The sequence below is a fragment of the Pseudomonas sp. P179 genome (genome assembly GCF_000478485.2).
Lineage (GTDB): Bacteria > Pseudomonadota > Gammaproteobacteria > Pseudomonadales > Pseudomonadaceae > Pseudomonas > Pseudomonas aeruginosa.
Map to the genome: position 1 here is coordinate 3,514,194 of NZ_KI517354.1, position 19,478 is coordinate 3,533,671.

16 protein-coding genes are annotated in these 19,478 nt (G+C 66.7%); 11 read left to right on the plus strand and 5 right to left on the minus strand.

What is annotated here, in order from left to right:
* Positions 1 to 126: 126 nt before the first annotated feature.
* Complete coding sequence (gene dadR / locus HMPREF1224_RS28755) at positions 127 to 615, minus strand: transcriptional regulator DadR (RefSeq protein ID WP_003096535.1); 489 nt, start codon at positions 613 to 615, stop codon at positions 127 to 129.
* 153 nt (positions 616 to 768) lie between these two features.
* Here dadR and HMPREF1224_RS28760 point away from each other — a divergent pair, with 153 nt between their 5' ends.
* From HMPREF1224_RS28760 to HMPREF1224_RS28800, 9 genes are all read left to right on the plus strand, one after another.
* The gene (locus HMPREF1224_RS28760) at positions 769 to 3,336 is read left to right on the plus strand and encodes an intermembrane phospholipid transport YdbH family protein (RefSeq protein ID WP_010793646.1); all 2,568 of its coding nucleotides are present in this window, start codon (positions 769 to 771) and stop codon (positions 3,334 to 3,336) included.
* A 20-nt stretch (positions 3,337 to 3,356) separates the two neighbouring features.
* Positions 3,357 to 3,548, plus strand: coding sequence for a YnbE family lipoprotein (locus HMPREF1224_RS28765; RefSeq protein ID WP_003096523.1), 192 nt, complete (start codon positions 3,357 to 3,359; stop codon positions 3,546 to 3,548).
* A gap of 12 nt (positions 3,549 to 3,560) precedes the next feature.
* Entirely contained in the window at positions 3,561 to 3,905 is a 345-nt protein-coding gene (locus HMPREF1224_RS28770; RefSeq protein ID WP_003096521.1) for a YdbL family probable chaperone protein, read from the plus strand.
* Between the two features lie 356 nt (positions 3,906 to 4,261).
* Positions 4,262 to 5,560, plus strand: a complete 1,299-nt coding sequence (gene dadA, locus HMPREF1224_RS28775) for a D-amino acid dehydrogenase (protein WP_003098274.1) — start codon at positions 4,262 to 4,264, stop codon at positions 5,558 to 5,560.
* Positions 5,535 to 5,888, plus strand: coding sequence for a RidA family protein (locus HMPREF1224_RS28780; RefSeq protein ID WP_003098273.1), 354 nt, complete (start codon positions 5,535 to 5,537; stop codon positions 5,886 to 5,888). Before dadA ends, HMPREF1224_RS28780 begins: the two co-directional genes overlap by 26 nt.
* A gap of 90 nt (positions 5,889 to 5,978) precedes the next feature.
* Entirely contained in the window at positions 5,979 to 7,052 is a 1,074-nt protein-coding gene (gene alr, locus HMPREF1224_RS28785) for an alanine racemase (protein WP_003096515.1), read from the plus strand.
* 150 nt (positions 7,053 to 7,202) lie between these two features.
* Positions 7,203 to 7,751 (plus strand): cupin domain-containing protein, encoded by a 549-nt coding sequence (locus tag HMPREF1224_RS28790; protein ID WP_003096513.1) that lies wholly within the window; start codon positions 7,203 to 7,205, stop codon positions 7,749 to 7,751.
* A 203-nt stretch (positions 7,752 to 7,954) separates the two neighbouring features.
* A complete protein-coding gene (locus HMPREF1224_RS28795) occupies positions 7,955 to 8,383 on the plus strand; it encodes a c-type cytochrome (protein ID WP_003096511.1) in 429 nt (142 codons plus the stop codon).
* A gap of 209 nt (positions 8,384 to 8,592) precedes the next feature.
* Complete coding sequence (locus tag HMPREF1224_RS28800; protein WP_003141992.1) at positions 8,593 to 10,452, plus strand: acetyl-CoA hydrolase/transferase C-terminal domain-containing protein; 1,860 nt, start codon at positions 8,593 to 8,595, stop codon at positions 10,450 to 10,452.
* A 7-nt stretch (positions 10,453 to 10,459) separates the two neighbouring features.
* Here HMPREF1224_RS28800 and HMPREF1224_RS28805 read toward each other — a convergent pair whose 3' ends face one another.
* The 3 genes from HMPREF1224_RS28805 to rep form a co-directional block, all read right to left on the minus strand.
* A complete protein-coding gene (locus HMPREF1224_RS28805; protein ID WP_003110452.1) occupies positions 10,460 to 11,032 on the minus strand; it encodes a xanthine phosphoribosyltransferase in 573 nt (190 codons plus the stop codon).
* A 163-nt stretch (positions 11,033 to 11,195) separates the two neighbouring features.
* The gene (locus HMPREF1224_RS28810) at positions 11,196 to 12,914 is read right to left on the minus strand and encodes a thiamine pyrophosphate-dependent enzyme (RefSeq protein ID WP_003098265.1); all 1,719 of its coding nucleotides are present in this window, start codon (positions 12,912 to 12,914) and stop codon (positions 11,196 to 11,198) included.
* A 133-nt stretch (positions 12,915 to 13,047) separates the two neighbouring features.
* Entirely contained in the window at positions 13,048 to 15,057 is a 2,010-nt protein-coding gene (gene rep / locus HMPREF1224_RS28815) for a DNA helicase Rep (RefSeq protein WP_003110454.1), read from the minus strand.
* Positions 15,058 to 15,244: 187 nt separating this feature from the next.
* Between rep and HMPREF1224_RS28820 the strand changes: the two genes are divergently transcribed.
* Positions 15,245 to 16,921 carry a putative bifunctional diguanylate cyclase/phosphodiesterase gene (locus HMPREF1224_RS28820; protein WP_003121292.1) on the plus strand — a complete coding sequence of 559 codons (1,677 nt, stop codon included), beginning with the start codon at positions 15,245 to 15,247 and terminating at the stop codon, positions 16,919 to 16,921.
* On the opposite strand, the gene HMPREF1224_RS28825 is transcribed toward HMPREF1224_RS28820, so the two are convergent.
* The gene (locus tag HMPREF1224_RS28825) at positions 16,833 to 18,299 is read right to left on the minus strand and encodes a NorM family multidrug efflux MATE transporter (RefSeq protein WP_003457845.1); all 1,467 of its coding nucleotides are present in this window, start codon (positions 18,297 to 18,299) and stop codon (positions 16,833 to 16,835) included. The two genes, HMPREF1224_RS28820 and HMPREF1224_RS28825, sit on opposite strands and share 89 nt — an antisense overlap.
* 148 nt (positions 18,300 to 18,447) lie before the next feature.
* Here HMPREF1224_RS28825 and HMPREF1224_RS28830 point away from each other — a divergent pair, with 148 nt between their 5' ends.
* Positions 18,448 to 19,365: a LysR substrate-binding domain-containing protein gene (locus tag HMPREF1224_RS28830; RefSeq protein ID WP_003098255.1), complete on the plus strand. Its 918-nt coding sequence runs from the start codon at positions 18,448 to 18,450 to the stop codon at positions 19,363 to 19,365.
* The last annotated feature ends 113 nt before the right edge of the window (positions 19,366 to 19,478 follow it).

The following is a 19,478-nucleotide window of genomic DNA, read 5'->3' on the forward strand; positions in this document are numbered from 1 at the left end:
AGTCGAGGCGCTCGCCAAGGGCGAAAAAGGAAAAAACTGCGAGGTGTTGCGGGGATCGTGTACAGAAAAGACGGTGTTTCCCGTCTATGCCGGGAGTCCTGGCGGACTCCCGGAGCGCGTCATGGGTCAATCCGGAACCGGTAGGTCGAGCGACTCCTTGACCTCTTCCATGACGATATAGCTCTTCGACTCGCGTACGTGCGGCAGTTTCAGCAGGATGTCGCCGAGCAGCTTGCGGTAGGACGCCATTTCCGAGATGCGAGCCTTCACCAGGTAGTCGAAGTGGCCGGACACCAGGTGGCATTCCAGCACATGGGGCAGCTTGAGCACCGCCCGGCGAAACTCTTCGAAGGTATCGCCGGACTTGTAGTCCAGGCTGATCTCGACGAACACCAGCAGGCTGGCCTTCAGATGCTGCGGATTGAGCCGGGCGTGATAGCCCATGATCAGGCCTTCGCGCTCCAGGCGGCGCACGCGTTCGGTGCAGGGTGTGGTCGAGAGGCCGACGCGTTCGCCCAGCTCGGTGAAGGAAATGCGACCTTCCTCCTGCAGGATGCGGAGGATGTTGCGGTCGATCTTGTCCAGCTCGCGCTTGCTCTGATGCTGGGTACGCATGGATGGAGGCTCCCCGTCTGGCTCGGAAAATCCGGAAATTTTCCGCCAATATAACGTCGAAAGCAGGGAAAAACACTGGCCAGGGAAAACGCCTTGATCTTGCACGAGGGCCCCGCCACCCTTGGCCGGGTCGGCAACGGACAGAGGTAGGACATGCGTTTGCGCAGAAGGACGACGTTGCTGCTGGTATTTGCAGTGCTGTTGCTGCTGGCGTTCGGCTACGGCTGGCATGCCTGGCGCAGCCTGTTGCGCGAGCAGGGTGTCGAGCGCCTGGAGTGGCAAGGCCTGGGCCTGTCCGCCGAAGGCATCGGGCTGCGACGGCTGGCGCTGGAGCGGCGCGGCGCGGATGGCGCCAGCCTGCGACTGGACGTGGAACACGCGCTGCTGCGCTGGCCCGGGCTGTCGGGTTGGCGTCCGCGTCTACCCGGCCTGCGCGTGGAGCAAGTGGCGCTCGCCTGGCAACCGGCTGCCGCGAGTTCCGACGACGACTCCGCTGCGCTGGACTGGACGTCCCTGCGCGAGACCCTCGCCTGGCTGCCGGAACAGATCCACCTCGAACGCTTCCATCTCGACCTGCCTTGTCCCGCCGGCCGCTGCGAGCAGGACGGCGGACTGGACATCGGCCGCCCGTCGGGAGCGCTGTTTCCGCTGGCTGCGCAACTGCGCCTGCAACAGGAGGCGCAGCAGGCCCAGCTCGACGCCCAGCTCTTCGAGGAGCCTACCGGTTGGCGCCTGCGGACGCGCGCGCAACTCGACCGGCAGGCGCTACTGACGCTGGACAGCCAGCTCGCGCCGTCCGATGGCGACGGCCTCTGGCAGGGGCGCCTGGAGGCGCCCGGCCTGCCGGACACCCGTGGCCTGGTGGTCTGGCTCAATCGCTGGTTGCCGGAAGCCCAGCGCCTGCCCGACGCACCGCAAGCCCTGCGTCTGCAAGCGGACTGGACGATCCGCCTGGCGCCTGGCAGCGACTGGCTGGAGCCGCGCCGGGTGCTCGACGGCGGTGGCTCGGCGGCGCTGCTGGTGCAGGCTCCGCAAGCCTGGCCGCTGCCCGGTCTGGGTAATGTACAGGGCGAACTGCAAGTCCAACTGGATGGAGACGAGGGCGCCTGGTTGCCACGCCAGCTGCGCAGCGACTTGCGCCTGAGCCAGTTGCACGGCGAGTGGTTGCAGGCGCTGCCGGCCGAGTTGCGGCCGAGCGCGCTGGGCTTGCACAGCGAGCCGCTGGAGCGCGATGCCGATAGCGTCACCGCGTTGCGCCTGGCGTTCACCAGCGAGGGCGCGAGTACGCTGAAGCTGGAGACGCGGCTCGACCTGCTGGGCATCTCGCCGTGGGCCGCCAGGCTGGTGGAGGGTCGCTTGCAGGTGGACGCGCCGCGCCTGCAATACCTGGGCTGGAAAGCCGAGCGACTGGTCGCGGAGATTCCCCTGGAGGGCCGGCTGGACGGGCAGCGCGCCAACCTCTCCTTCGGCAGGGGCGCGCGGTTGCAGGCGGCGTCCCTGGCCGAGCCGTCGACGCTGCACCTTGGCCAGCCCCGCCTCGACCTCGCCGGGGCCGCTCTCGAACTGGCCTACCAGCCGCTGGCGCTGCATTTCGCCGGGCCGCTGCAGGCGCAGGTCGGACAACTCCGCCAGGCCAACCTCAAACCGTTGGCCTGGACCTTCGAGGGGCCGCTCGACACCACCCTCGAGCGCACCAGCCTGAAGGGACGGCTGAGCAACGGCGCGGGGTTGGCGGCGGACATCCAGCTGCAGCGCGACGCGAAGACGCCCCTGGCGCTCTCCGCCAGGCTGGCCGAGGTGTTCTTCCGTACCGGCAATCCGCTGGCCGCGACCCTCACCGACTGGCCGGGGCTGCTCGAACTGGGCAATGGGCGAGCGACCGCCGCGGCCGGCTGGAAGCTCGATGCGGCGGGCGCCTCGTCCCTCGACCTGGACCTGACCCTGAAAGGCCTCGACGGTATCTACGACCGCAGCGAGCTGAAGGGGCTGGGCGGCAGCCTGGCCTTGCGCCTGCGTGGCGGTCAGTTGAGCCTGGACAGCCCCGGCCTGAGCCTGGCCGAGGCCAATCCCGGCCTGCCGCTGGGGCCGGTGAGTTTCCGCGGGCGCTATGAGGCCCCGCTTTCCGCGCCGGGCAGCGGCCGTTTGAGCTGGCAGACGTTGCAGAGCGGCCTGTTCGGCGGGCAGGCCTCGGTCCCCGCGGGGAGCATCCGCCTGGGTCAGGCTGAGCAGAAGTTCGCCTTGCGTATCCAGGGCATACAACTCGGCGAGATTTTCCGGGTCTATCCGGCGGAGGGCCTGGCCGGCGAAGGCGCCCTGGACGGCGAGCTGCCGCTGATGCTGAACCGCTGGAAGCCCAGCGTCTCCGGCGGCCAGGTCAAGGCCCGCGAGCCCGGCTACCTGCGCTTCCGCTCGGCGAAGATCGAGGCGCTGGGGCGCAGCAACCCGGGGATGAAGCTGGTCGCCGATGCCCTCGACGATTTCCACTACGACGTCCTGCAAAGCAGCGTCGATTATCATGAGAACGGCAAGCTGTTGCTCGGCCTGCGCTTGCAGGGCAGCAACCCGGACCTGGAGAAGGGGCGCCCGGTCAACCTCAACGTCAATCTGGAGGAGGATATCCCGGCACTGCTGACCAGCCTGCAACTGAGCGACCGGGTCAGCGAAACCATTCGCCAACGTGTGCAGGAGCGCATGCAGAAACGCAAGGCTTCGGCGCCATGAGCCATACAGGAGAACCCCCGATGCGCCTCTGCGCTCTATTCGCTGTCCTGCTGCTGGGCAGCCTGACGATGGCCTGCACGCCCACCGTGCAGCTGGCGGCTCCCAGCGAGCCGATCAACATCAATCTCAACGTGAAAATCGAGCACGAGATCTACATCAAGGTCGACAAGGCTCTGGACGGCATCATCAACGAGAACAGCGGCCTGTTCTAAAGGAGCGGATCCATGACAACCCGTAGCAAACTCGGTATCGCCCTGCTGGCCCTCGGCATCAGCCTTTCCGCCATGGCGATGGACCTCGGCCAGGCCATGTCGGCCCTTGGCGGCGCCAAGGCCCAGGGCCTGGTCGGCGAGCAGGCGGACGGTTACCTTGGCGTGGTCAGCAACAGCGGCCAGGCGGCGGACATCGCCGCGCAGATCAATGCCGCGCGGCGCGCCGAATACCAGAAGGTGGCCAACAGCAGCGGCGCTTCGCTGGCCGACGTGGAGGCCATGGCCGGCAAGAAGGCGATGGAGAAAACCCCTGCCGGGCAGTACGTCCAGGTTGGCGGCAAGTGGGTGAAGAAATAGCGCGAAGGCTCTGCGAGCGCTCTGGGACGCTGCTCCGGTCGCAAGGGGCGGGCAGCGTCCGCGGGATTTTTCCTGTCGCGAGCGCTTCCCCCAGGGACTCCTGTCGTTTTCCATGGATTCTGCGACAGGCTTTCCCGAAAAAGCGGCTCCCGGCCTGAGTTCGATCATTTAAATATGCGGTATTTTTCCAGTTTTATGGTGGATGCGCCTCGGTAAAACCCCTCCTTGTCCGGTTTTTTACCTGAGTAGTTGCCTAAAATTGGTGATTATTTCTGCCTGCCTCTTCCTATACTGCGCGCATCTACACGCTCAAAATAACAAACGTCCGCGGTTCCTCCGCGACGTGGGAGGCGACAATGCGAGTTCTGGTCCTTGGCAGCGGTGTCATCGGTACCGCCAGTGCGTATTACCTGGCCCGAGCCGGGTTCGAGGTGGTGGTGGTCGACCGTCAGGACGGTCCCGCGCTGGAAACCAGCTTCGCCAACGCCGGCCAGGTGTCTCCCGGCTACGCTTCGCCCTGGGCAGCCCCGGGTATTCCTCTGAAGGCCATGAAGTGGCTGCTGGAAAAGCACGCGCCGCTGGCCATCAAGCTCACCTCCGATCCCAGCCAGTACGCCTGGATGCTGCAGATGCTGCGCAACTGCACCGCCGAGCGCTACGCGGTGAACAAGGAGCGCATGGTCCGCCTGTCCGAGTACAGCCGCGATTGCCTCGACGAACTGCGCGCCGAGACCGGCATCGCCTACGAGGGCCGCACCCTCGGCACCACCCAACTGTTCCGCACCCAGGCGCAGCTGGACGCCGCCGGCAAGGACATCGCCGTGCTCGAGCGCTCCGGCGTGCCCTACGAGGTTCTCGACCGCGACGGCATCGCCCGCGTCGAGCCGGCCCTGGCCAAGGTCGCCGACAAGCTGGTCGGCGCCCTGCGCCTGCCCAACGACCAGACTGGCGACTGCCAGCTGTTCACCACCCGCCTGGCGGAAATGGCCAAGGGCCTGGGCGTGGAGTTCCGCTTCGGCCAGAACATCGAACGCCTGGACTTCGCCGGCGACCGCATCAACGGCGTGCTGGTCAACGGCGAATTGCTCACCGCCGACCACTACGTGCTGGCCCTGGGCAGCTACTCGCCGCAACTGCTCAAGCCGCTGGGTATCAAGGCTCCGGTCTATCCGCTGAAGGGTTATTCGCTGACCGTGCCGATCACCAACCCGGAGATGGCGCCGACCTCGACCATCCTCGACGAGACCTACAAGGTGGCGATCACCCGCTTCGACCAGCGCATCCGCGTCGGCGGCATGGCGGAAATCGCCGGCTTCGACCTGTCGCTGAACCCGCGCCGCCGCGAGACCCTGGAAATGATCACCACCGACCTCTATCCCGAGGGCGGCGATATCAGCCAGGCGACCTTCTGGACCGGCCTGCGCCCGGCGACCCCGGATGGCACCCCGATCGTCGGCGCCACCCGCTACCGCAACCTGTTCCTCAATACCGGCCACGGCACCCTGGGTTGGACCATGGCCTGCGGGTCGGGTCGCTACCTGGCCGACCTGATGGCGAAGAAGCGCCCGCAGATCAGTACCGAAGGCCTGGATATTTCCCGCTACAGCAATTCCCCGGAGAACGCCAAGAATGCCCATCCAGCGCCAGCACACTAACGAGCGTATGAGCCAGATCGTCGTCCACAACGGCACCGTCTACCTGGCGGGCCAGGTGGGCGAGGACATGTCCGCGGGCGTCGAGCAGCAGACCCGCGAGACCCTGGCGGCCATCGAGCGTCTGCTGGAAGAGGCCGGCACCGACAAGACTCGGATCCTCTCGGTGACCATCTACCTGAAGGACATCGACGCCGACTTCGAAGGCATGAACCGCGTCTGGGACCAGTGGCTGCCGCGCGGCGTCGCGCCGGCGCGCGCCACCGTCGAAGCCAAGCTCTGCGAGCCGGAGATCCTGGTAGAGATGTCGGTGGTCGCTGCGCTGCCCTGAGTTTTGTCTGGCCCGGCCGGAGAGCCGGGCTTTTTTTCGCCTGATGAAAGGTGCGCGATGCCGCACCTCGCTGAAGAGAGACCCGTCGCCATGCGCCCCGCCCGTGCCCTGATCGACCTGCAAGCCCTTCGTCACAACTATCGGCTGGCCCGCGAGGCCACCGGCGCCCGTGCGCTCGCGGTGATCAAGGCGGACGCATACGGCCACGGCGCGGTGCGCTGTGCCGAAGCGCTGGCGGCCGAGGCCGATGGCTTCGCCGTGGCCTGCATCGAGGAGGGCCTGGAGCTGCGCGAGGCCGGTATCCGCCAGCCGATCCTGCTGCTGGAGGGCTTCTTCGAGGCGTCCGAGCTGGAGCTGATCGTCGCCCACGACTTCTGGTGCGTGGTGCATTGCGCCTGGCAATTGGAGGCGATCGAACGCGCCAGCCTGGCCCGCCCGCTGAACGTCTGGCTGAAGATGGATTCGGGCATGCACCGCGTCGGCTTCTTCCCCGAGGACTTCCGCGCCGCCCACGAGCGCCTGCGGGCCAGCGGCAAGGTGGCGAAGATCGTGATGATGAGTCACTTCTCCCGCGCCGACGAACTGGATTGCCCGCGCACCGAGGAACAGCTCGCCGCCTTCGCGGCCGCTAGCCAGGGCCTGGAAGGCGAGATCAGCCTGCGCAATTCGCCAGCCGTGCTCGGCTGGCCGAAGGTGCCCAGCGATTGGGTACGTCCGGGCATCCTGCTCTACGGAGCCACGCCGTTCGAGCGCGCACATCCGCTGGCCGACCGCTTGCGCCCGGTGATGACCCTGGAATCGAAGGTGATCAGCGTCCGCGACCTGCCGGCCGGCGAACCGGTCGGCTACGGCGCGCGCTACAGCACCGAGCGTAGCCAGCGCATCGGCGTGGTCGCCATGGGCTACGCCGATGGCTATCCGCGCCACGCCGCCGACGGCACCCTTGTGTTCATCGACGGCAAGCCGGGGCGCCTGGTTGGCCGGGTATCGATGGACATGCTCACCGTCGACCTTACCGACCATCCCCAGGCCGGGCTGGGCAGCCGGGTCGAACTATGGGGCCCGAACGTGCCGGTCGGCGCCCTGGCGGCGCAGTTCGGCAGCATTCCCTACCAGCTGCTGTGCAACCTGAAAAGGGTGCCGCGCGTCTATTCCGGGGCTTGAGAAAAACTTTCCGAATTCTTTGCGCAGGCATGTCGACCGATCTGTTGTAAATACTGAACAGTGTTGCCATGATACGGCCGACTTGGGGTCGCCAGCCGTGTGCGGCCTCGTTTTGCCTTGCCTGCCAGAAGAATAAGGAGGACTCCACCCTTGGACGTCGGTGCTCGTCTGCAAACCATCCGAAAGCTCAAAGGTCTTTCCCAGCGCGAACTCGCCAAACGGGCGGGTGTCACCAACAGCACTATCTCGATGATCGAGAAAAACAGCGTGAGCCCTTCCATCAGTTCGCTGAAGAAGGTGCTGGGCGGTATCCCCATGTCCCTGGTGGAGTTCTTCTCCCTGGACCTGGAGCAGGACAGCCATACCCAGGTTGTCTACAAGGCAGACGAACTGATCGACATTTCCAGCGGCGCGGTGTCCATGCGCCTGGTGGGCAAGGCGCACCCGAGCCGGGCGATCGCCTTCCTCGACGAAACCTACCCGCCGGGCTCCGACACCGGCGAGGAAATGCTCAACCACGAAGGCGAGGAGGCCGGCGTGCTGGTCGACGGGCGCCTGGAACTGACCGTCGGCAGCGAGACCTATGTGCTCGAGCGCGGCGACAGCTACTATTTCGAGAGCAACAAGCCGCACCGTTTTCGCAATCCCTACGATGTGCCGGCACGCTTGATCAGTGCCACCACGCCCGCAAATTTCTGACCTGAAGCACAAGACCCCGCCGGGCCCGAAGGGCGCCGGCCGACAAGGGGCATGCGGGGCTGCGACCTAATGCCGCAAGGCTTTGCGAGGGTGTGCAATTGTTTCTGCCGGGCTTTCTTTGCCGTTATACTTGCGCCCGCCCGCGCGGCCCGCAGTGATCGGTATCGTGCCCGGGTGTGATAAGCCACGATGAGGGTGTAAGGGTGAACCTGATTAAAAAAATGCTGGCGGCCCAAGCTGCCGTGTTGGCCCTGTGGGCTGTAAGCGCTCAGGCTACGACCACTGACGATGCGATCGCCAAGCGCCTCGAGCCGGTAGGCAAGGTCTGCGTACAAGGCAAGGAATGCGAAGGCGTCGGCGCCGTCGCGGCAGCCGCCGGTGGCGGCGGTGCGCGTTCCGGCGAAGACATCGTCGGCAAGACCTGCAACACCTGCCACGGCACCGGCCTGCTGGGCGCGCCGAAGGTTGGCGACAAGGCCGAGTGGGGCAAGCGCGCCAAGGAGCAGGGCGGCCTCGATGGCCTGCTGGCCAAGGCGATTTCCGGTATCAACGCCATGCCGCCGAAAGGCACCTGCGCCGATTGCTCGGACGACGAGCTGAAAGCCGCGATCAAGCATATGTCCGGTCTGTAACAACGCCGGAACCGTGTCGCGAAAAGCCGCCTCCTGGCGGCTTTTTCGTATCCGCGGTGCGGGTTTTTCCCGCTGGCGGATCGTCCCGCCGGCAAACAGGGTCCAAACTTCCGGCTACCCATTCGCCGGAGGGCATCGTCTTGAGCCGAATCTGTTCCATCGACGCCGCAGTCGATCACTTGCTGCAGACCATCGAGGGCCCGATTCGCATGGGCCTGCCCCTCGGGCTGGGCAAGCCCAACCGACTGGTCAATGCGTTGTACCAGCGCCTGCGGACCCTGCCGGAGCGCCAACTGACGCTGTATACCGCGCTTTCCCTGGGGCGTCCCGCCGCTGGCGGCGACCTGCAACGGCGTTTCCTCGAGCCTTTCGCCGAACGGGTCTTCGCTGACTACCCGGAGCTGGATTACCTGCACGCCCTGCGCCGCGACGAACTGCCGGCGAACATCCGCGTCGAGGAGTTCTACCTGCAGCCCGGCAGCCTGCTGGACAGCGCGCCGGCGCAGCAGCACTACATCAGTTGCAACTACAGCCACGTCGCCCGCGACATCAATGCCAAGGGCGTCAACGCGGTGGCCCAGCTGGTGGCGCGGCATCCCGAGCGGCCGGGCAAGCTGAGCCTGGCCTGCAACCCGGATATCACCCTGGACCTCCTGCCGATGCTGGAGAAGCGTCGCGCCGCTGGCGAGACCATCGTCGCCATCGGCGTGGTCCACGATGACCTGCCCTACCTGCCGGGCGACGCCGAGGTCGAGGAGTCGGTATTCGACCTGCTGATCGACGCGCCGGCGGAAAGCAGCCGGCTGTTCTCCACGCCGAACATGCCGGTCAACCTGCAGGACCACTGCATCGGCCTCCACGCCAGCGCGCTGGTGCGCGACGGCGGGACCCTGCAGATCGGCATCGGCTCGATGGGCGACGCGCTGACCGCCGCCTTGCTGCTGCGCCAGCGCGACAACGCCACCTACCGGGCGTTGATCGACGAGCTGGGGGTGCGTGCGCGCTGGGCCGAGACGGTCGAGCGCGACGGCGGTCTGGAGCCGTTCCGCCGGGGGCTCTACGGTTGCAGCGAGATGTTCGTGCCGGGTCTGCTGGCGCTGGCCGAGGCCGGCGTGCTGAGCCGCCGGGTCTACCCCGACGAAGCGCGGCAGCGTGCCGCCGAGCGCGGCGAGGCGCCGGAGGAGGGCGGGGTGTGGCTGCACGGCGGCTTTTTCCTCGGTCCGTTGGCGTTCTACCGGCGCCTGCGCGAGATGTCGCTGGAAGAGCGCGCCGGGATCGGCATGACCGGCATCGGCTTCGTCAACAACCTGTACCGCCAGGAAGAGCTGAAGCGTCTGCAGCGGCGCGACGCGCGCTTCATCAACAGCGCCTTCACCGTGACCCTGCTCGGCGCCGGGGTCGCCGACCAGCTGGAGGACGGCCGGGTGCTCAGTGGCGTCGGCGGGCAGTACAACTTCGTCGCCCAGGCTCACGAGCTGGAGGGCGCACGTTCGATCCTGATGCTGCGTAGCTGGCGCGAATCCGGCGGGGAAGTCAGTTCGAACATCGTCTGGCAGTACGCCCACACCACCATTCCCCGGCACTTGCGTGACATGGTGGTGACCGAGTACGGGATCGCCGACCTGCGCGGCAAGAATGACGCGGAAGTGATCGCCGCGCTGCTGGCCATCGCCGACTCGCGCTTCCAGCAGGCGCTGGCCGAGCAGGCCCAGTCGGCCGGCAAGCTGCCGAAGGATTTCGTCCTGCCCGAACGCTATCGCAACAATACCCCGGAGCGCCTGCAGGCCTTGCACCAGGCCCACGCAGCGGCGCTGCCGGAGTTTCCCCTGGGCAGCGATTTCGACGAGGTCGAGCAGGACCTGCTGCGGGCGCTGGGTTGGCTCAAGCGCAAGCTGAAGCTGAGCGAGATCCTCGAACTGGGCAAGGCGACCCTGGATGCGCCGGAGCCAGAAGCCTACCCGGCGCATCTGCGGCGCATGGACCTGGACGATCCGCAGGGGCTTCGCGAGGAACTCTACCAGCGCTTGCTGCTGGCCGGCCTGCGAGCCAGCCAGGAAGAGCGGGGCTGAGTGGCGCTCAGTCGAGGAACTCGACCTGACCGCCGGCCAGCGATTTCACCCGGGCCAGGGACTCGACCCGGTAGCCTTCGCTTTCCAGCAGGGCGCGGCCATCCTGGAAGGATTTCTCGATGACGATGCCGAGCCCGGCGATGCTCGCGCCGGCCTGGCCGATCAGGTCGATCAGCGCCTTGGCGGCATGGCCGTTGGCGAGGAAGTCGTCGATCACCAGCACGTGGTCGTGGGCGTTCAGGTGCTTGGCCGAGATGGCGATGGTGCTCTCGGTCTGCTTGGTGAAGGAGAACACCTTGGAGATGTACAGGTTGTCCTTCAGGGTCAGCGACTGGTACTTGCGGGCGAAGATCACCGGGACGCCCAGCTCCAGGCCGGCCATGACCGCCGGGGCGATGCCGGAAGCCTCGATGGTGACGATCTTGGTGATGCCCTGGTCGCGGAAGCGCGTGGCGAACGCGTGACCGACCTGCTGCATCAGCTGCGGGTCGATCTGGTGGTTGAGAAAGGCGTCGACCTTGAGTACGTGCTCGGAAAGGACGATGCCTTCCGAGCGGATTTTGTCTTTGAGAATGTCCACGGGTGGCTTCCTGCGAAGCGGCTGTCGCTGATGAAGCGCGGCATTGTACCGCCAGCCGGCGCCGCGCGCGACGTTCTCTCGGACGAGCGAACATGATCGAGCGGTCAGGAATCCGCGCCTGCCCGGCGCGACCCCGTGGCAGGCGGGCCGCGCCGCTGCCGGCTCATTTCAGCAGGTTGTTCACCAGTAGCGTCTCGACGTCCTTGAAGCGCCCGCTGAGCACGGCCTTGGCGGCGTAGAGCGCGGTGTCGGCGACCTGGCCGAACTCGATCTTCGGCGGCATCACCAGCTCCGCAGGGTTGGTATGCACGTCCAGCAGCGCCGGACCGGGCTGGGCGAGGAACTCCTGCACCGCCGCCTCGAGCTCCTCGGAGCGCGTCACCTTGCGTCCGTGGAAGCCGATCACTTCGGCGAGACGGGCGAAGTCCGGGTTGAGCAGGTCGGTGTAGTTGTCCAGCAGGCCCTCGACCTTCTGTTCCAGCTCGACGAAGTTCAGCGAGGCATTGTTCAGCACCACTACCTTGATCGGCAGTTTTTCCTGGATGGCCGTCAGCAGGTCGCCGAGCAGCATGGCCAGGCCGCCGTCGCCGGAGATCGAGATCACCTGGCGCTCGGGGTAGGCCTTCTTCAGTCCCAGCGCCTGGGGCATGGCGTTGGCCATGGTGCCGTGGACCAGGCTGGTGAGGGTGCGGCGCTTGCCGTTGCTGTGGATGTGACGCAACAGCCAGACCATCGCCGAGCCGCCGTCGGCGGTGAACAGGGCGTCCTCGCTGGCGTGCTGGTCGAGCAGGCTGACCAGGTGCTGCGGATGGATCAGCTCGCCCTTGCCGGCTTGCTCCTCTTTTTCCAGCGTCCGCAGCGAGCGCTCGCGGTGCTCCAGGCATTCGTCGAGGAAGCTGCGCTCCTCGCGGGCTTCGAGCAACGGCAAGAGCGCCTCGAGGGTGGGGATCACGTCGCCGACCACGCCGAGATCGATGGGGTGGCGGCGGCCCAGGTGGCTGCCATCGCGGTCGACCTGGATCAGGGTGGCCTTCTGCGGATAGAACTGCGCCCAGGCGAAGTCGGCGCCGAGCAGCAGGAGGGTGTCGCACTCGGTCATCATGTGGAAGCCGGACTCGATCCCGAGCATACCGGTCATGCCCATGTTGAAGGGGTTGTCGTACTCGACGAAGTCCTTGGCCCGCGACGTGTGCGCGATGGGCGCCTTGAGGCGGTCGGCGAGGGCCACCAGCAGGTCGTGGGCGCCCTGGCAGCCGGAGCCGGCGTAGATGCCGATCTTCTTGCCGTGGGCCAGCAGGCGGGCGACGTCCTGCAGTTCGGCGTCGCTGGGGCGCAGCACCGGTTGCGGGAAATGCACCGAGAACGGCAGGTCGTCCTTCACCGTGGCCTGGCTGATGTCGGCCGGCAGGATCACCACCGCCACGCCGCGCCGGTTGAGCGCCGCCTGGCAGGCCAGGGCCACCACCCGGCGCGCCTGTTCCGGGCTGTGCACCTGCTCGCAGAACACCGAGCAGCTGGCGTAGACCGCCTTGAAGTCGACCTCCTGGGGAAACTCCATGCCCAGTTGCGGGGTAACGATCTGGCTGGCGATCAGGACCATCGGCGCGCGGTTGCGCTGGGCCTCGTAGACGCCGTTGATGAAGTGCAGGCTGCCCGGTCCGCAGGAGCCGGCGCAGGCGGTCAGGCGTCCGCTGATGTAGGACTCGGCGCCCGCGGCGAAGGCCGCCGCTTCTTCGTGGCGCACGTGGACCCACTGGATCTGGCTGCGATGGATGGCGTCGGTGACATGGTTGAGGGTGTCGCCGACGATGCCATAGCAATGGCGGACGCCGGCGGCTTCCAGGGTTTCCACGACGATCTCGGCGACTTTCTTGCTCGACATGAAGCTGTCCTCGAATGGAATTCGTTAGCTAGCTAATTTTGGTCGCGCGTGGAGCGGCAAAAGTTCCTCGCCCGAGGCTAGGCATCGGGCAAGACACTTTTGTGAAAATCGAGACAGTCGAGGCGCGGCGGGCTCAGCGCTTGAGCATGGCGCGGATGTCGGCGAGGGCGGCGTTGCCCTTGGCCGCCTTGACCTCTTGCGGGGCGTCTTCCATGCCTTCCCATTCGAGGTCTTCGGGGGGCAGTTCGTCGAGGAAGCGGCTCGGCGAGCAGTCGATGATCTCGCCGTATTGCTTGCGCTTGGCGGCGAATGTCATCGCCAGGTTCTGCCGCGCGCGGGTGATGCCGACGTAGGCCAGGCGGCGCTCCTCTTCCACCGTGTCGGCCTCGATGCTGGAACGGTGGGGCAGGATCTCTTCCTCCATGCCCATGATGAACACGTAGGGGAACTCCAGCCCCTTCGACGCGTGCAGGGTCATCATCTGCACGCCTTCGGCGCCTTCCTCTTCTTCCTGCTGGCGCTCCAGCATGTCGCGCAGGACCAGCTTGGCGATGGCCTGCTCGATGGTCATGTCGCCTTCCTCGTCGCGCTCGAGGGTGTTCTTCAGTGCCTCGATGAGGAACCAGACGTTGCTCATGCGGAATTCGGCGACCTTGTCGCTGGAGGCGTTCTGCCGCAGCCAGTTCTCGTAGTCGATGTCCATCACCATGCTGCGCAGCACGGCGATCGGCTCGTTCTCCGCGCACTGTCGGCGGATACCGTCCATCCAGCGCTTGAAGCGTTGCAGGCGTTCGTGGAAACGGCTGTCGAGGTGCTCGGCCAGGCCCATCTCGTCGCAGGCGGCGTACATCGAGATCTTGCGCTGGGTGGCGTAGTTGCCGAGCTTCTCCAGGGTCGCCGAACCGATTTCCCGGCGCGGCACGTTGATCACCCTGAGGAAGGCGTTGTCGTCGTCGGGGTTCACCAGCAGGCGGAAGTAGGACATCAGGTCCTTCACTTCCTGGCGCCCGAAGAAGCTGGTGCCGCCAGAGAGCCGATAGGGAATCTGGTGGTGCTGGAGCTTCAGCTCCATCAGCTTGGCCTGGTGGTTGCCACGGTAGAGGATGGCGAACTCGCTGTACGGCCGCTCGGTGCGCAGGTGCAGGGTGAGGATCTCCATGGCGATGCGCTCGGCTTCGGCGTCCTCGTTGCGGCAGCGGATCACCCGGATCGGATCGCCGTGGCCCATCTCGCTCCACAACTGCTTCTCGAATACGTGCGGGTTGTTGGCGATGAGGACGTTCGCGCACTTGAGGATGCGGCTGGTGGAGCGGTAGTTCTGCTCCAGCATCACCACCTTCAGCGAAGGGAAGTCTTCCTTCAGCTGCATGAGGTTTTCCGGGCGCGCGCCGCGCCAGGCGTAGATCGACTGGTCGTCGTCGCCGACCACGGTGAACTGGGCGCGGTCCTTCACCAGCAGCTTGACCAGCAGGTACTGGCTGGCGTTGGTGTCCTGGTACTCGTCCACCAGCATGTAGCGCACCTTGTTCTGCCACTTCTGGAGGACGTCCGGATGTTCCTGGAACAGCTTCACCGGTTGCAGGATCAGGTCGTCGAAGTCCACCGCGTTGTAGGCGCGCAGGGTGCGCTGGTAATGCAGGTAGACGATCGCGGCGGTCTGCTCCTTGGGATTGCGGGCCTTTTCCAGCGCCTCCTCCGGAAGGATCAGGTCGTTCTTCCAGGCACCGATGTAGTTCTTGATCTCGTCGACGCCGTCGTCCCCGGAATACTCCTTCTGCATGATGTCGGTCAGCAGCGCCTTGATGTCCGACTCGTCGAAGATCGAGAAACCGGGCTTGTAGCCGAGCCGTTCGTGTTCCTTGCGGATGATGTTCAGGCCGAGGTTGTGGAAGGTCGAGACGGTCAGGCCCTTGCCCTCGCCGCCGCGCAGCAGGGTGCCGACGCGCTCCTTCATCTCCCGCGCGGCCTTGTTGGTGAAGGTCACGGCGACGATGTACTGGGCGCGGATACCGCACTGCTGGACGAGATAGGCGATCTTGCGGGTGATCACGCTGGTCTTGCCGGAGCCGGCGCCAGCCAGGACCAGCAGGGGACCGCCGACGTAGTTCACGGCTTCTTGCTGCCGGGGATTGAGTCGGGACATAGGAACAGGCCGGAAGAGAGGGTTGAAGCGGGGGCGTATTCTAACAGGCTGGCTGGCATCCGCGAGAATTAGCGTGCAAGCTGTGACCGATCCCGAGATCGTTCACGCCATTTTGCTGTAGATTCCCTACCGCATTAGGATGATGCCGTTCGTTCTTTACGAAGATTCTTAAAACTTTGGAGGTTGCTTGTCAGCGCCCGCAGAACCCTTGCGCCTGCTCCTTCTGGCGGATACGCCGGACTGGGCGCCACTGCTAGGTGAACGCCTGAGAGCGTTGGGGCCTGCCTTTTCGCTGAGCATCGTCACCACCTGGGAGGGCGCGGCCACCCTGTTCGCCGCCGAGCCCCGCGGGCTGCTCCTGGCCACGCCGGCCTGCCTGCCGCTGGGGACTCCCTGCCCCTGGCCGGTGATCCTGCTGTTGCAGCAGGAGCCGGCGCAGGCGCCGGTCGGGGTGGTCGACTGGCTGGCCGCCGAACAGCTTTCCGAGGACAGCCTGCGCCGCTGCCTGCGCTACGCGCGCGAGCGCCTGGGCTTGCAGGCGACCCTGCAACTGCTCGCCGAGCAGGATCCGCTGACCGGCATCGCCAACCGCCAGGGCTTCCAGACCCTGCTCGCGGCGCGCCTCAGCGAATTCGACGGGCGTGGCCTGGTGCTCGGCCACCTCGACCTGGACAACTTCCGTCACGTCAACGATTCCCTCGGCCACCAGGGCGGCGACCGCCTGATCCTGCAGGTGGTCAACCGCCTGCGCGGCTTCATGGAGAACGGTGACAGCCTGGCGCGCCTGGGCAGCGACGAGTTCGCCCTGCTGCTGGACACCCGTCGCGATCCGCAACGCGCCGAGCGGGTCGCCGAACGCATCGTCGAATGCCTCGGCGAGCCCTACTGGATCGATGGCGAGAGCCTGTTGCTGGGTTGCAGCCTGGGCCTCGCCCACGCCCGTGCCGACGAAGGCGCCGACCCGCTGATGTGGCATGCGCACATCGCCATGCAGCAGGCCAAGAGCCGCCAGGGTTGCACCTTCCATGTCTTCGACGAACGCATCAACCGTGGCGTGCGCAGCCTCGCCGACCTCGAAGCCGAACTGCGCCGGGCGCTGCGTCGCGACGAGCTGGAGCTGCACTACCAGCCGCGACTGTGCCTGGACAGCGGGCGCATCGTCGGCCTGGAGGCGCTGGTGCGCTGGCGCCACGGCGAGCGGGGCCTGCTCACGCCCAGCGAGTTCGTCCCGCTGGCCGAGGAAAGCGGGCTGATCGTGCCGCTCGGCTACTGGGTCATCGCCCGCGCCCTGCGCGACATGCAGTGGCTCAACGGGCGCGGCCTGGAGCCGTTGCACATGGCGGTGAACCTGTCGTTCCGCCAGTTCCAGGACAGCCAGTTGCTGCCGACCCTGCAACGGTTGATCGAAGAGCACGGCGTCGACGCGCGCTGGCTCGAGTTCGAACTGACCGAGACCGCCGTGATGCGGCGTAGCGACCAGGTGCTGCAGACCATGCAGGCGCTCGGCCAACTGGGCGTGCGCTTTTCGCTGGACGACTTCGGCACCGGTTTCTCGTCCTTCGTCCACCTCAATAGCCTGCCGATCACCCTGTTGAAGATCGACCGCAGCTTCGTCGGCGGCATGGACCAGCGGGCGGAAAACTTCCAACTGGTGCGGGCGATGATCAACCTGGCGCACAACCTCAACCTGGAAGTGGTTGCCGAAGGCGTGGAGACCCTGCGCCAGCAGGAGCAGTTGCGCGATTTCGGTTGCGACCAGGTGCAGGGCTACTGGATCAGTCCGCCGCTGCCGCTGGCGGAACTGGCGCGTTTCCTGGGCATCGGCGAGCGCTCGGCGCACCGCGGCCAGCCGCTCGGCAATTGAGCGCCGACGTCTCGCTGGCCGTGGCTTTCGGCAGCAACCGCGCGGTCTTCCACTCGAAGGCCAGGGTCAGGCCGATGGCTGCGCAGGCCAGGCCGCCGGCCAGCCCCCACCAGACGCCCGCGGCGCCCCAGCCGGCCGCGAACGCCAGCAGGCAGGCCAGCGGCACGCCGACCAGCCAGTAGCAGGCCAGGCCGACCAGGAAGGTGGTGCGGGCGTCCTTGAGACCGCGGATCGCGCCCATGGCGACGTTCTGGGTGCCGTCGAACAGCTCGAACCAGGCGGCGATCGCCAGCAGCGAGACGGCCATCGCGGCCACCTCCCGGTTGGCCGGGGCGTCGCGGTCGAGGAACAGGCCGATGATGGCCTCCGGCATCCACCAGAAGAGCCCGGCGAAGAGCAGCATGCACAGCGCGCCGAAGCCGATGCCGACACGCCCGGCGCGGCGTGCTTCGAGCAGGCGGCCGGCGCCGAAATGCTGGCCGATGCGGTAGGTGGTGGCGTACGACAACCCCACCGGCACCATGAACGCCACGTATACCGCCTGGATGGCGATCTGGTGCGCGGCCAGGGCGTGATCGCCGATGATGCCCATGCACAGGGTGGCGACCGTGAACATCCCCGACTCCACCGCGTAGGTGCCACCGATGGGCAGCCCCAGGCGCAGTATCTCCTCGACCATCGCCCGCTGCGGCCGTCCCAGTCCGCGCAGCAGCGAGTACTCGGCATAGGCCGGCTGCAGGCGGATATACAGGGCCAGCAGCAGCGGCATGCAGTTCATGACGAGGGCGGTGACCAGGCCGATACCGGCCAGGCCCAGGCGCGGCAGGCCGAACAGGCCTTCTATGAAGGAATAGTTGAGAGCCAGGTTGGCCAGCGCGCCGAGCACGCTGATCGCCATCACCGGGCCGGCGCGGTCGATGGCGCTGGTGAAGCCGCGCAGGACCATGAAGGCCATGTAGCCGGGCAGGGCGAATGTCAGGCTGTGGAGGAACTGCATGGCGCCGTCCACCGTCTGCGGCGCCTGGCCGAAGACCAGGAGCAGCGGCCGCAGGTTCCATAGCAGCAGGCCGGCGGCCAGGGCCAGCGCGGCGCCGACCCAGAGTCCGGAGCGAGCGGCCGCGGCGGCGCCAGCGGCGTCGTCGCAGCCGTGACGGATCGCCACCAGGTTGCCGACCGCTGCCACCACGCCGACACAGAACGTCGAGACGAAGGCGTAGCTGACCGCGCCCAGGCCGCCGGCGGCCAGCGCGTCGGGGCCGAGCTTGCCCATCATCACGGTGTCGGTGAAGACCATGGCGACATAGGCCAGCTGGGCGGCGATCAACGGGCCCGCCAGGCGCAGGATGGCTTTGAGTTCGACGAGGGATGGCGAGGACATGGATGAGTAAGGCTCAGGAGGAGATGGTTGCCGCGATGGCCTGTCGGCGTTGAGAATGCGGCTATTCTCGGTGCGACTGGCATGGCTCCACAAAAGGAAAAACAAGATGCCAGGCATGAGTAAAAGTCATGAAAGAGGTAATTCCCCAATGACCCGTCGCCTGCCCCCGCTGTATGCCCTGCGCGCCTTCGAGGCTGCCGCCCGGCACGCCTCTTTCACCCGCGCCGGCGAGGAACTGGCGATAACCCAGAGCGCGGTGAGCCGGCACATCCGTACCCTGGAAGAGCACTTCGGTTGTCGTCTGTTCGAGCGCCATGGCCGCCAGTTGCAGCTGACCGAGCCGGCACGCCTGCTGCTGCCCGGGCTGCGCGACGGCTTCGATGCGCTGGAACGGGCCTGCACCGCCCTGCGTGTGGACGACGCCACCCTGCGCCTGAAGGCGCCTTCCACCCTTACCCTGCGCTGGCTGCTACCGCGCCTGAGCCGCTTCCGCCACCTGAACCCGGATATCGAGGTGCAGCTCACCAGTGCCTGGATGGATGTGGACTCGGTGGACTTCCAGCGCGAGCCTTTCGACTGCGCGGTGTTGCTGGGCAGCGGCCAGTTCAGCCCGGAATGGGAAACGGCAGCGCTGTTCGCCGAATGGCTGGTGCCGGTCTGCGATCCCGACGAGGCCGTGGAGCCCTGGACCCTCCAACGCCTGCGTGACAGCGAGTTGCTGCACCCCACGCCGGATCGTCGCGACTGGCGACGCTGGCTGCAACGGACCGGGCTGGGGGAGGAGGTGTCGCTCAAGGGCGGCCAGGTGTTCGACACGCTGGAACTGGGCATCGTCGCCGCCGCGCGAGGCTATGGCGTGTCCATCGGCGACCTGGTGATGGTCGCCGAGGATGTCGCCCAGGGCCGCATCGGCCTGCCCTGGCCGGTGGCGGTGGCCAGCGGCGAAAGCTATCACCTGGTCTGGCCTCGCGCCCGCAGGGGACAGGAACGCTTCCAGCGATTGCGCGACTTCCTCCTCGCGGAGGTGGCGGCGATGCGTCTGCCCGTCGTCGAGCGGCTGGCGTGACGCCGCCGGACAACTCCTGGCGCTGACGCGACGTTACAGGTCGCTGCCGTCGCTGGGCCGGGCGCAGGGTTTGCGCTAGGGTCGTTGGTCGTTGCCTGTCGGGAGCGGCAGGG